Consider the following 12095-nt stretch of genomic DNA (forward strand, 5'->3'; position numbering starts at 1 on the left):
TGGCTATGCAGACAGCCTTATTTAAGCAAAAATTAGTGGAAAGACTGGCACAAATTGAAAGTGTGATGAATGAGTTGAAAAACTATCATGGCTTAGCAAAAGCTAATACCGAGGCATTTATAACGTCCAAATACAAGCTTATATGGCGGTTATTGCTATCAATGTTAAACGGATGGCTTTTTTCATCAGGTATTTCTATTTAATTACCCGGTACCTTTTGCAACAGGCCGGGTCTTTTTTTAAGACTTCTTATTAATTACTATCTATTTAAATAGGTAAGCAATAGTTCTCCTCTCTATCCTTCTCAAGCTCAGGCTGAACAAAAGAAAACAGCTGCATTTTCATTTAGAGGTAAGCCATTAAACGGTGAATGTTCTTCTTTTTGTGGCCTTCATAGAAGGGTTTATCCACGTTTTAAGCAGTGCACGGGCATGAGCCTCAGTGATTTAAATACCTGGCTTTCTATATCAGTCCATCATACTTTCTTAATGATTTAAATATATACTATTTGTATGTATATAAATCAATAAAGCTAAGTATTTATTATTCTTATGGAAATTTACTATGCCATCGCTAGAAAATGTTACACTTGAAGAATGGGAAATTGCAGAATTTTATTTAAAAACAGCCCCTGATGGAACAAAAATTAAGAAAACTAATTGGAAAAGAAAATACATTCAACCTGGAACTAAGGAAGAAGTTAAGCTTAAACATTCTTTCATAAAAATAGAGAACAATATTTATGCGTTAGCGTCGGGAGAATATCTGGGGAAAGGTACTTTCGGGAAAGTTAAACTTATTAAAAATAAGAATAACGAATTATTCGCTATAAAAATTTCGCGCGAGATTAACTGGGATGAAGCAAATATTTCAAAAGATCTAGGAATAGAAAAAGCACGACCAATTCATAGAATTGATAGCTCTAAAAAATATTATGTCATGGAATACTTAGGAATTAATCTTTCAGATTTTCTAAGCCAAAATTATTTAAATGGACTTCAAAGACTCGATCTAGCCTTGCAATGCGTAATACAAGTAGATAATTTACATAAAGGGCGCACAGCTATTTCTAAAAAGAAGCGGATTCATAGAGATATCAAGGAAAGTAATTTTGTAATCAAAGAAGGAAAAATTACTTTAGTCGACTTCGGAATAGCAACAAAGATAAAAGATAGCAATGAAATATTTTATGGTCAATGGTGCGGTACGCGTGGTTATATGGCACCTGAAGTTTATCAACGCCAAACTTCCGTTAAATCTGATATATATTCTTTAGGAGTTGTTTTAGAACACATAAATAAAGGAAATAAGAATGTAGCTTATCTTTCTACTCTAATGCAGAATAAAAATCCGCAACTAAGACCTGATTTAGACTTAGTAAAAATTTTTCTACTTGTAGAATTAAATAATTCTGATGAAGCCTTATATAACGAACTAAATATTACTGCAGGGCAGGCAAAAGCAGTAACTGTAGCAATGCTATGCTCTAAATCAGAAAAATTATATGAAGAAAGCTTAATTAATAATATTAAAAATAATCCTCTTTTATGTAAAGCACTCACAATTTGTTATGATTATTTGAAAGATAAAGACCTATTTTCATATCATGGAAAAAAGGCAACAGAAAAATTCGTTGTTAACCTATTAACAAACCCTTCGCTGTATACAGAAGAAAAAATTAAGGCAGAAATTGCTAGTTATTTATCTGGAGAAGGAGAGTATGGCACATGGTATGGAGGTGCTTCTAGCTACAAGGAAGGATCGAGAATGTCTTATATGCATAAAGGTGGGTTATTTGCTTTAAAGTGTCAAGATGACAAAGAGCAATTTTTAGAACGCCCTGAAGACGATTTAAAAGAACTAAATCTAGAAGTAAAACCAGATAATTAATATTCTTCGAGATTCTAGCTGTAAGCGCACAATCAATCTCCTACATCTAATATTTATTGATAGGTAAATTGATTAGGTTTGTTGTTTATTTCCATGTGCCTGCCCAGTTCGCTAATAAAACGGTTTATTCTAAAAAGCGGTTCGTTCAGCTTTGCTTGTAAAATTATATAAATTTATACCTTAAACAACGAAACGTTTCAATTAGTGAAAAACAATCAAAGATATTAAACTATTTAAATAATCAGCAGAGTAAGAAATGACATTAAATCTTATTATTCGTAAGGCAGTAATAGAGGATGTTCCAAGCTTCCTGCCTTTGATGGATCAATTAGGGTATCCGCAACCTCTTGAAATTTTAAAAGCCCAATTTGAAATTTTTTCTAAACAAGAAGGATATGAAATTTTTCTTGCTGATAAGGCAGGTACGATTATTGGATGGGTCGCATGGTCAAAAAGTTATCTGTTTGTTACTCCTACCACGCGAATTCATATTGAAGGATTGGTCGTTGATAAAAAATTTAGAGGTCAGGATATTGGAAGGAAATTAATGAAGAAAGTTGAGGAGGTCGCACAGCAGTTAAGCCCTTGTATCGTTGATCTTACTTCTGGTTAAGACGTGCAAAAGATGGCTCTCATGATTTCTATCAGTCTATTGGTTATCAAAATGAAGGCTATATGGCTAAATTATATTTAAGAAAAGAAATTTCCTAAAAATCAGCTTCACAAAAACTAATTTAAGAAGGAACAATCATCCTTTATAAGTAATAGTGGAAGCTATTAAGATGGGTTATTCAGGTAATAAATCGTTGCTCTATGAGCATTAAAGGTTTTAGCGATTTCGCCACCAGGATTATAGTTTTGCAACAATCGATTGATTAATCACTTTAATCTTAGTAAAGAGTGAAAACCTAGGATGATAGAGCGTAATTACTTAATCATGACCTAGGTTTAATTGAGTTTTATGCGTTATCAATAGCTTGAGCTATTTTAAGAACTGAATTGGTTAAATTGGGAGAATATTGTTTATTAGCACATTCTAATTTTCTAAAAAATGCATCATCAAACCATTCTACAGTATAAGTAAATCCTGAGTTTGGAGTTCCCATTACTTCCACAGTTGTTGTTTTTCCGTTTATATCATTGCGAACATCTTCTTTAGCAATGACAATGGAGCCATGACTCAGCTTTACATTATTTTCACTAAAAGAGCAATTACCTACGTTATTATTGGTGAAAAACTGAATAGCCCCAACCCAACCTTGATCTTTTAAATAGGTAAGGTAAGGCGCAGCCCCAATATATTTATCAGCTACAGTGGATGGAACAGGTGTTGGACTATAAGCCATTTTTAAATCATTAATACTTTTTTTAAGATGAGTACTCTCAGGATCACTATCACTACCATGAGCCATTAAGTCCCTTTTGGAAGTGATCTCGAGGTTTAAAAGCTGATTTGTTGATGGATTGTCTGACTTAATGTAACCAAACTTTTGAATATCCTTCTTGAACTTAAGTCGCTCTTCTTTTCTTTCTGTATAGCTTGACATTTGTTTCTCAGGAATTACCTTTATACCACCATCTGGTGCAGGTAAGCCTTGTTTTTCAAGATATGCCTTAGTCCATTCCAGGCGTTGTACTTCAATATCGTTTTGTTGGTCTGCATAGACTGTGTTTACTCCTATCACCAACATTAACGGAATTATTTTTTTCATAACTTTCCTTTTAAATTAATCCCACCAGCCATCGTATATGCTGCAGTCACCTACGCTGGTCATTACATCTAATCTCTCTTTACCATTTGGATACCAAAAATGAAAACCATTAACCCACCATTGGTCACCTCGTGTTGAATAGGCCTCAGTAGCATGATAGGCAGCGGCTCTCCACGTATATTGCGTACCTGTATTTAGAATATGAGCAGGCTTTGATGCGCCTTTTGGAAAGTGATGGCTTTCTACGCGCCAATAATAATTGTTATTAGCGTGCCAGGTTATCGACTCATTAAATCCGAAACAATTTGCTCGACTATGAGCTGTAGGACCCCAGACACCAGCACTAGGACAGGCTGATATAGATAGCAGAGTAACACCTGCTATAGTTTTTAAATACTTCATTGTAAAAATTACTCCAACTTTCTATTAACACTCCTTGTATCTATTAATCCGTAATCCCTTTAAGGTGAATAATAACTCTTTTTAAAAAAATATGAATGCCTCATAACTTCTTAAACTAAAGATAAAATCGGTGGTGAAGTGTCAGCTTAAGCTAAACTATGAAACAATTTTGCATGATGGTTAACGACGATAAATTTTTAAAGATAAGTCTATTTTTAATCTGAGCGCTAGTTAGGTTGCCTTTAGTCACACAAACAAATAAAATCTATATTTACGTGACGTTAATTAATAACCAGTTAAATGACTGATTTACAGGTTTTTGGGGTAGGTTAGGGTTAGTTCCATAACCGGTCGTTTATGTGACCAATTCTATTTAATCATAAACATTATAAATTACTCTTACTTTCTGATAGAAGTTTCCCAATCGATTTAGGATTTTCTACTTGACCAGGTACTCTTTGATATAGTTAAAAATCTTCTTTTAAGTAGCGTGATCTAACTTTTTTAAATCTTTTTCAACGCCTATCTTCAAACTTCATTTTCCCGGTCAAGGTGACGCTCCATTTCTTCTAGTTTTTATTGATTAATATTTGACCAAATAGATTAAAAAATGATAAAATATTTTTATAAGTGTCAATTTTTAGGGCAAATTTATGAAAAAGTTATTTGAAAACAAGGAAGATAAGGAGAAAATAAACCAAACGGCAGTTAAAAATCATTGGGAAGAGTATAATGAAAGTTCAGAGGACGTATGTATACGTATAAATGGAAAAACCTTAACATCAAAAGTTATTCACATTTTTTCTTTGAAAAATTTCAATTAGAACATTATTTGTTGAGCAAAGGCTCTAAGATTTTACAATTTGGTGCTGCTAGAGGAGATTTTTTAGATAAGTATAAAACTGATTATCAAAATCATGGGTTATGATTATAGTAAAGAAGCTATTAAAGAATTAACTCATAAAAATATTCCCTGTCAGTTAGTAGATTTAAATAATATTTCTGAAACTCAAAGCTACTTAAATCTCGATATCGATAAATCGCCAATTAACTTCATAGCCATAAGAGTAGTCCAATATCTAGAAGATAAAGCATTAGCTGCACTCATAATTACGTTTTTAAATAATGCAGTTTCTGATTCGCGCTTTATAATCTCCAATAATGTAAGTCGTCAGTTTCCTAAAAATTATATCGCTTCATTTTTTGGTGCAAGAACAGATGTGAAGATTATGCTAATAGATGAAACGCCGAAAAAAATAGACGGATGTTCTGACTCTGAGCATCATGATAATGAAGTTTTAGTTGTGCAGAAATTATAGGTTGCATAATAAAGGCAATAAACTGAGAGTATTGTGTCAGCTTTTAAGAAAACAAAGAGTAAATTCAACATTATCGGTTTGTTTACTTAAAAAAGATAAGTATACATTAAGACTACGGAAATCTAGCTAGAAAAAGAAGTAGTTAACTTTTCTTGAAAAGCTAGTAAAAACGAAAATAGGAATCCCTTTTTTGGCTCTGTCACAACAATGCCAAATTCGCCACAATCCGTTTAAGCCTATCTGGGCTATCACCAACGTAAATAGAGGTTGTTACAATGGAAGCATGGCCTGCTAATCTTGATGCGGCTTTGATATCAACCTCTTGTTCAATCAATTTGGTAATAAAGGTTCGCCGACTTGCTCCCAGAATACCTGCTTTGTCATACAATTTTCGGAACCATTTTTGTAAAGTATTCGGTGTAAAGCGGCTTCGCCGTTGCGTTTGAAAGAAAGGTTTATAGCGGGCCATGTGGTTTGCTTTTAAATGATTAAGATAGGCTTGTAGTGCTTCTCGTAATTTTTTATTACTTAAATAAACATAACGTTGTTTTTCACCTTTGGTCATGGAGCGCTTAAGGCAAATTTCATCGAGTAAGCGGTAATGGCTATCAGCAACATCAGCAATAGTCAAAGAAGCAATTTCTTTTGCTCGAAACCCTAAGCCAAACGAACAATAAATCATCGCCACATTGCGAATGGCAAATGTACTATCTTTAGCTACTGCTAAGAGTCGTCTAAACTCAGCATCTTTTAAAACTTTCGCTTTACAGGCTTTGGCCATATTTTTTTCTAAGTTCCTGAAAAGAATATATTTTAACTAAAAAAGGTCCTCTTATAAAAAGTAAAGTTCAATATCTTTTAAAAACCCTTGCTGGTATTAAAGAGGTCCTCAAATCTTCAAGGAACTCTTTTAAAATTTTAGGACTGATTTTTTTCAAGCCCTCAAATTATAGTTTCAGGATCTCAATTCATAATTGTGGGTTGTATTTGCATTGATATACTTATCGATAATTTTATTGAAATTACTTAAGTAATTAATGATCCAAGAAAATGTTTCGGTAATCGAAACCTAATGCACCACAGTGTAGCCTAAATGGTTAAGGCATAAATCACTTACAAATAATTTTTAAACGCTTACATAGTTATCTAAATTTTAACAATCTATTAAGCACTAGTTTGCACATTAAATATTTTATTAGATAAATTATCAATCAAATATAAGGCATGTTAATATTTAATATCCGCGATAAAAGCAAAAGAAATAAATCATGTCATATACTAATAAATGTCCAATATCGTTTGAGCCGCTTGTTAAAGAAAAGGCTTTTTTAATTAAGGTTCCTAAATCGGATAATAAAACCAAAGACATTTATTATTACACTGGCAATGAGAAAACTTTAAAAGAACTCTCATCGTGCCCCTTCTCAAGAAGACAGGGGAATTATTATGCAATTAAATTATCAGAAAAAACGCTAGATGATTGTAAAGATATGGCTCCTCAAGATATTGCTAGCAAGTTATTGAAAAGCGACAATAACGATACACTTGTTGAGGATAATGATGTTCTTTCTAAAATTGACAAAGAAAATAAATTTAATTGGCAATTAAGAAAATTTAAAAATAAAGCAAGCAATAATCAATATGAAACAAACAATCAAGATCTACTAGACTTTACTGATAACCAGACTAGTGAAAATCCATTTTTTCCAATATTACTAGATAGGGAGCCTTCTAATGAAAATTCGATTTCTTCACCAACAATATTAGATAGGGCGTCTCTCTCAATAAATCGACAACTAATAAGCAATTATAGAGCAAATTTTCTAAGACATCCTACACCACAAATTGCAATTTTTGAATCTATCATCAACCGTAATCAATTTGTAAGATATGGTAGAGTAATTACTGAATTATTAAATAATGCACTAGAAGAGCATGACTTAGTATTTCTATTTCATGCTTATCTACTCATCTCTAAACTTGATGATAGCCGTGCTAAAACTGCACTCCAAAATGCTGTTTATAATCAATTAGTGAAATACATAGCAGGTTTTCTGGTACTAACTAATACCATTTCAATTGCTATCGATTTATTTAATAATGGTTTTTCATCTTCTACCTGTTTTGGAATTTTAAAAGTTTTGCTTATTGATCGCGCCCAAGATAGCCTTGAGCTTTTATTTAAAGAGAGTAGCCGACCTAGAGCTAACTCAATATTTAGTTCAATATTTATTGATGGCCCTAAACAATTAACGAATCCTTCTAAAGTTTATGAGAGCGCAAAAAGTGCAACAGCTAATGCTTATGAATTTGCAAAAACAAATGTAAGTTTTTTTTACAATAAATTTATAAAAGCAGAACCCGTACAATACGAGCTTCCGGAAGACTTAGCTAATGCTCAAGAAAGTTTAGCTAGGTTTATGGGTAGGTAAGAGAAGGCACAATAATTTTTGCATTTGAAAATTAACCTAATAGTTTTTTTAAATTATAGAGCCAATTACTTTGACGCATGTTAAAGGCTAAATAACGATATAATGTTGGCTTAGAAATATTAAGCACTTTGCAATATCAGCAATAGTTAAAGCTTTATCTTAGTGCATTCGTTTCGCCGCTTGGATTTTGGAGGCATCGACTTTAGGGCGGCCCTTTTTTTTTCTCGTGCTCGTGCAGCAGAGAGACCCGCTTGCGTTCGCTCTTGAATGAGGCGGCGCTCAAATTGTGCCATGGAAGAAAAAATATTAAAGACTAATTCGCCAGAAGCGGTGGTGGTATCAATCGCGCCATCGCATAGAGATTTAAAACCGACCCCTTTTTCTCGCAAGGTTTCAATAAGCGAAACTAAGTGAGGCCTAATCGGTCAAGACGCCAAACCACTAACACATCGCCCGCTGACAAATTCTCTAAACATTGGGTCAAACCAGGCCGGTCCGTTTTAGAACCTGAAACTTTATCTTTAAAAATATTATTTTTTTGACAGCCAGCTTGGAGGAGGGCATCCACTTGTAAGTTTAAATTTTGCTCAATAGTGCTGACGCGAGCGTATCCAATTAATCGTGACATTACTTTTTCTCAATTATTGTTATTTTTAATGTGTATTTAATACTTTGATTGTGATATGGAAATATAATAAAAATAGCAATGTGTAAAGGTAGGCTGAATAAGGGAAATTGATAGTAGGGGGTTGTGAGGATGAAGCGTCTCAAAAAAGGGTCCTTTTCCGAGATTTTTTGAAGTTAATTTTAATGGCTATAAAAATGTGATTGAAATTAAATAAAATGGATTTAAAATTTGCACAATTATCATTTTAAGGTCATCAGGCATGTTAACTCCTACTTTTTTTTCAGACCTCCCGTTAGATGTTGCGCTCTTGATTTATTCTAAGCTGCCTGCCCAGACGTTGTATAAGCAATGTCGTTTAGTTGATAAGCGCCAATCGTTTATAGCTACCCTATCCTTATTAATGAAACAAGATGCTGAGGCAGTTATTTACCAGGAAAAAGTAGTAAACAGTTTATTAAAACAGAGAATGAATCAATCTCTTAGTAGTGCTTATTTGTCTGATGCGAATCGCCAACGATTAATCAACGCCTTGTTTAAGCTCATCAAAAATCCCTTTTTAGATTTTAAAAATAAATTACCTATCTTGGTAGTTATAAGCAGACTTGAGAATAAATCTGTATTATTTAATAACAGTCTACACCAAGGCCTTGAGCTGACGTTGAGAACTAGTCCTAAACATGGCTGCATAATATTAAGTGAGTTAGCTCCTTTCTTCAAGCCAACTGATTTAGCAAAATTTATTATTCCCGTGAGTGCAATGTTAACGAGGCCAAACCAAGATGTTCGCCAAGCAGCCGTAGTATGTTTAACCACACTTGCGTCTACACATTTTAGCACGATACTTACAGAGGTTAGAACTAAATTAAGTAACACGAATCGGGATGTTCGTCGAGCAGCCTTAGAGTGTTTAACAGCGCTTGCGCCGGATGTGCAACCCGCCGAGCTTAGCATGATACTCACAGAAGTTATGGGTAAATTGAGTGATGGAAGTTGGGATGTTCGCCAAGCAGCCGTGACGTGTTTAGCAGCGCTTGCTTTGCACGCACAACCCACTGACCTTAGTACAGTATTCTCGAAAGTCAGTAATAAATTGAGTGATATAGATGGGGAAGTTCGTAAAGCAGCCGCAGTATGTTTAGCGACACTTGCGTCGCATGTGCAGCCTGCTGAGCTTAGCACGATACTTACGGAGGTTAAAGGTAAATTGAGAAATGGAGATGGGGATGTTCGTCAAACAGCAGTAAAGTGTTTAGCAGCGCTTACAGCATATGCACAACCGAGTGAAGTGATTATGATAATCACAGTGGTTAAAGCTACATTAGATGATGAAGACTGGAATGTTCGCCAAGCAGCTGTAGAATGTCTAGCAGTAGTTGCCCCGCAGGCACAACCTAATGAACTTAGTACGATAATTATAGAAGCCAAGGCTAAATTGACTGATACGGATCGAGATGTGCGTCGAGCAGCTTTACAATGTTTAGCAGTGCTTGCTTTGCACGCGCAACCGACTGAAATTAGTATAATACTCACAGAGGTCAAGGCTACTTTAAGTGATACGAGCGAGAATGTCCGTCAAGCAGCTTTACAATGTTTAATAGCACTTGCTTTGCACGCGCAACCTATCGAGTCTAACGCGATACTTACGGAGGTGAGGGCAAAATTGAATGATACAGATGGGGAAGTTCGTGAAACAGCCCTAGTGTGTTTAGCAGCATTTGTGCCATATGTGCAACCCATCGAGCTTGGCACTATACTCACGGAGGTAAGTGCAAAATTGAATGATATAAATGGAGATGTTCGTGAAGCAGCTGTAGCGTGTTTAGCAAAGCTTGCGTCATACGTGCCACCTACCGAGCTTAGCACGATACTTACCGAGGTTAGGGCTAAATTGAGTGCTACAGATGGGAATGTTCGTGAAGCAGCTGTAATGTGTTTAACAGCGCTTGCGTCGCACGTGCCACCTACAAAGCTTAACGCGATAATCACCGAGGTTAAGGCTAAATTAAGTGATACAGATGTGTATGTTTGTGAAGCAGCCGCAGCGTGTTTAGTAACACTTGCCTCACGCGTGCAACCAATAGAGATTAGTAAGCTTTTTAAAGAGGTCAAGTCTACTTTGGCCGATGCAAGCGAAGGTGTTCGTCAAGCAACTTTTAAACATTTAGTCAGGCTAGTCAACTATCTACCTTATGATGCTCAAAGAGAGTTTATAAACGCTAATAATAGTGATTTATTACAAAGCAAATTTCGTGAGCCTTTTTATCAGTTAGTGAATTGTTTAATAAGTCAACAAAATAGGAAAGATGATGAAGTGAATGAAATTCTACAATTGGTGAAAGATGATGACCTAATTCTTAATACCTTCTCAACAAACTTTAGCTATTTGTTAACCGGCCATATGCCTACTAATATAAAACAGTTTAAGCCCTAGGTTTGTTCCTGGCTAATCATTTATACTAAGGTCTGAGTGAAAAAGTTGTTGAGACTTGGAAGGGCTCGTTTTAATATATTCAAATTAATTTAAAAAATTCTATCTATTACAATCTATTTAATAACAAGTTTTTAAAATCATTTAACCCAAATATATACTGTTTAAAATGGAGCTATTGTCAATTATTTAGGAGGTTATTATGAAAGAAAAAGATGCCATAGAACTAGAAAAAATATATGGTGCATCAGCCGTTGCAAATAAATTACGACGAATTGCAGAGGCTATTGAGCAAAACAAGGGCTTTCAAATACAAATAAACAAAAAACGTATTTATGTACCCGTTGATGTGTATGTTGAATTTGAGTATGAAGAAGAAAATGATGAATATGAGCTTGGCATTGAAATAAAGTGGAGCAAAAATAAAGGTTAGTTTTTCTTGAGTCAGCAGAATAAAATTTAATCCTATATGTTAATCTGACGATGCCTTGAGAATAATCAGTAGAGCTTTTTAGAACCTGCTGTTAATAATTATTTTAAATTTGATATATTGAGATAAATACACGAGATCTATCTCTATATCAAAGATACAGTTTAATCATTGGCTTTGTGCATAGACTTGATAATCATAACTATCAGTATATATGCAAATTAATTTACCTTTATCTTCTGTTTCATCTGGCGCATGGATTCCATTACTTACAGATGTGAAAGTTATAATTCCTAGCTTTAAAGCTTCGCTTTCACTATTGAAATAACCAGGGAATTTAAATTTTGTCTCCCACACCCTATTTTGATAATTGTATAGGCCAGAAGTTAGTACCCACCAATCATTGATTAGGTTGGATGCCTTTATGAATTTAGCGTCTTTAATTAAATTTATAGGCGGACAGTTGTTAGATGCTGCTAAAACAGTACTACTTAATGTTAAAATACTTACACTCCATATAATACTTTTTATAATTTTCATTGAATACTCCATTAATCAAGAAATTCACTATTCAAAATAGCTTACATTAATTCTAATTCAGATTTAGCAATAATGGTGGCTTTTTCGTTAAAGGTTCTTCTTTCTTTTTTATTGTTATTAGGTCAACCATCGCCGGTCTTTTAAATGAACACGTCCATTGAGTGTAGGCATAAGTTCATTTCTTGTAAATGCATAGTCAACAAACGCTTATCGCTTTCATTAGAAGAAAAGTTAGCTACTTTAGTCAATACAACGTATATTTTAGTGTCAAGAAAGTCCTTATCTAACTGTTTATCTTCAACTTAAACCAAAGC

General features: G+C 34.2%; 14 protein-coding genes. 8 read left to right on the forward strand and 6 right to left on the reverse strand.

The window, feature by feature from the left end; genetic code table 11:
* Positions 1-5 precede the first annotated feature (5 nt).
* The 3 genes from ACQUW5_RS00705 to ACQUW5_RS00715 all read left to right on the forward strand — a co-directional run bounded on the left by ACQUW5_RS00705 (position 6) and on the right by ACQUW5_RS00715 (position 2503).
* Entirely contained in the window at positions 6-203 is a 198-nt protein-coding gene (locus ACQUW5_RS00705) for a hypothetical protein (protein WP_444989032.1), read from the forward strand.
* Between the two features lie 361 nt (positions 204-564).
* Complete coding sequence (locus ACQUW5_RS00710) at positions 565-1890, forward strand: protein kinase domain-containing protein (protein WP_444989034.1); 1326 nt, start codon at positions 565-567, stop codon at positions 1888-1890.
* A 256-nt stretch (positions 1891-2146) separates the two neighbouring features.
* Positions 2147-2503, forward strand: coding sequence for a GNAT family N-acetyltransferase (locus tag ACQUW5_RS00715; protein WP_444989035.1), 357 nt, complete (start codon positions 2147-2149; stop codon positions 2501-2503).
* Between the two features lie 346 nt (positions 2504-2849).
* Here the strand turns inward: ACQUW5_RS00715 and ACQUW5_RS00720 are convergent, their stop codons facing one another.
* The gene (locus ACQUW5_RS00720; RefSeq protein ID WP_444989037.1) at positions 2850-3602 is read right to left on the reverse strand and encodes a hypothetical protein; all 753 of its coding nucleotides are present in this window, start codon (positions 3600-3602) and stop codon (positions 2850-2852) included.
* Positions 3603-3617: 15 nt separating this feature from the next.
* Positions 3618-4004 carry a hypothetical protein gene (locus tag ACQUW5_RS00725; protein WP_444989039.1) on the reverse strand — a complete coding sequence of 129 codons (387 nt, stop codon included), beginning with the start codon at positions 4002-4004 and terminating at the stop codon, positions 3618-3620.
* Between the two features lie 653 nt (positions 4005-4657).
* On the opposite strand from ACQUW5_RS00725, the gene ACQUW5_RS00730 reads away from it, so the two are divergent.
* Positions 4658-4828 carry a hypothetical protein gene (locus ACQUW5_RS00730; RefSeq protein WP_444989041.1) on the forward strand — a complete coding sequence of 57 codons (171 nt, stop codon included), beginning with the start codon at positions 4658-4660 and terminating at the stop codon, positions 4826-4828.
* 93 nt (positions 4829-4921) lie between these two features.
* Positions 4922-5323, forward strand: coding sequence for a hypothetical protein (locus ACQUW5_RS00735; protein ID WP_444989043.1), 402 nt, complete (start codon positions 4922-4924; stop codon positions 5321-5323).
* Between the two features lie 199 nt (positions 5324-5522).
* Here ACQUW5_RS00735 and ACQUW5_RS00740 read toward each other — a convergent pair whose 3' ends face one another.
* Positions 5523-6104: a tyrosine-type recombinase/integrase gene (locus ACQUW5_RS00740; RefSeq protein ID WP_444989045.1), complete on the reverse strand. Its 582-nt coding sequence runs from the start codon at positions 6102-6104 to the stop codon at positions 5523-5525.
* A 487-nt stretch (positions 6105-6591) separates the two neighbouring features.
* On the opposite strand from ACQUW5_RS00740, the gene ACQUW5_RS00745 reads away from it, so the two are divergent.
* Entirely contained in the window at positions 6592-7755 is a 1164-nt protein-coding gene (locus ACQUW5_RS00745; protein ID WP_444989047.1) for a hypothetical protein, read from the forward strand.
* A gap of 146 nt (positions 7756-7901) precedes the next feature.
* On the opposite strand, the gene ACQUW5_RS00750 is transcribed toward ACQUW5_RS00745, so the two are convergent.
* Together ACQUW5_RS00750 and ACQUW5_RS00755 are read right to left on the reverse strand one after the other, a co-directional pair.
* Positions 7902-8144, reverse strand: a complete 243-nt coding sequence (locus tag ACQUW5_RS00750; protein WP_444989048.1) for a recombinase family protein — start codon at positions 8142-8144, stop codon at positions 7902-7904.
* A gap of 17 nt (positions 8145-8161) precedes the next feature.
* Positions 8162-8383, reverse strand: coding sequence for a recombinase family protein (locus tag ACQUW5_RS00755; protein WP_444989050.1), 222 nt, complete (start codon positions 8381-8383; stop codon positions 8162-8164).
* 259 nt (positions 8384-8642) lie between these two features.
* On the opposite strand from ACQUW5_RS00755, the gene ACQUW5_RS00760 reads away from it, so the two are divergent.
* Positions 8643-10814: a HEAT repeat domain-containing protein gene (locus tag ACQUW5_RS00760; RefSeq protein ID WP_444989052.1), complete on the forward strand. Its 2172-nt coding sequence runs from the start codon at positions 8643-8645 to the stop codon at positions 10812-10814.
* Between the two features lie 199 nt (positions 10815-11013).
* Positions 11014-11244, forward strand: a complete 231-nt coding sequence (locus ACQUW5_RS00765; RefSeq protein WP_444989054.1) for an amphi-Trp domain-containing protein — start codon at positions 11014-11016, stop codon at positions 11242-11244.
* 165 nt (positions 11245-11409) lie between these two features.
* On the opposite strand, the gene ACQUW5_RS00770 is transcribed toward ACQUW5_RS00765, so the two are convergent.
* Positions 11410-11781, reverse strand: coding sequence for a hypothetical protein (locus ACQUW5_RS00770; protein ID WP_444989056.1), 372 nt, complete (start codon positions 11779-11781; stop codon positions 11410-11412).
* Between the last annotated feature and the right edge of the window lie 314 nt (positions 11782-12095).

The organism is Legionella pelazae, from assembly GCF_052527395.1.

Coding starts and splice junctions, on each gene's coding strand:
- ACQUW5_RS00705 (WP_444989032.1), top strand. CDS start 6: ATGCAGACAGCCTTATTTAAGCAAAAATTAGTGGAAAGACTGGCACAA.
- ACQUW5_RS00710 (WP_444989034.1), top strand. CDS start 565: ATGCCATCGCTAGAAAATGTTACACTTGAAGAATGGGAAATTGCAGAA.
- ACQUW5_RS00715 (WP_444989035.1), top strand. CDS start 2,147: ATGACATTAAATCTTATTATTCGTAAGGCAGTAATAGAGGATGTTCCA.
- ACQUW5_RS00720 (WP_444989037.1), bottom strand. CDS start 3,602: ATGAAAAAAATAATTCCGTTAATGTTGGTGATAGGAGTAAACACAGTC.
- ACQUW5_RS00725 (WP_444989039.1), bottom strand. CDS start 4,004: ATGAAGTATTTAAAAACTATAGCAGGTGTTACTCTGCTATCTATATCA.
- ACQUW5_RS00730 (WP_444989041.1), top strand. CDS start 4,658: ATGAAAAAGTTATTTGAAAACAAGGAAGATAAGGAGAAAATAAACCAA.
- ACQUW5_RS00735 (WP_444989043.1), top strand. CDS start 4,922: ATGGGTTATGATTATAGTAAAGAAGCTATTAAAGAATTAACTCATAAA.
- ACQUW5_RS00740 (WP_444989045.1), bottom strand. CDS start 6,104: ATGGCCAAAGCCTGTAAAGCGAAAGTTTTAAAAGATGCTGAGTTTAGA.
- ACQUW5_RS00745 (WP_444989047.1), top strand. CDS start 6,592: ATGTCATATACTAATAAATGTCCAATATCGTTTGAGCCGCTTGTTAAA.
- ACQUW5_RS00755 (WP_444989050.1), bottom strand. CDS start 8,383: ATGTCACGATTAATTGGATACGCTCGCGTCAGCACTATTGAGCAAAAT.
- ACQUW5_RS00760 (WP_444989052.1), top strand. CDS start 8,643: ATGTTAACTCCTACTTTTTTTTCAGACCTCCCGTTAGATGTTGCGCTC.
- ACQUW5_RS00765 (WP_444989054.1), top strand. CDS start 11,014: ATGAAAGAAAAAGATGCCATAGAACTAGAAAAAATATATGGTGCATCA.
- ACQUW5_RS00770 (WP_444989056.1), bottom strand. CDS start 11,781: ATGAAAATTATAAAAAGTATTATATGGAGTGTAAGTATTTTAACATTA.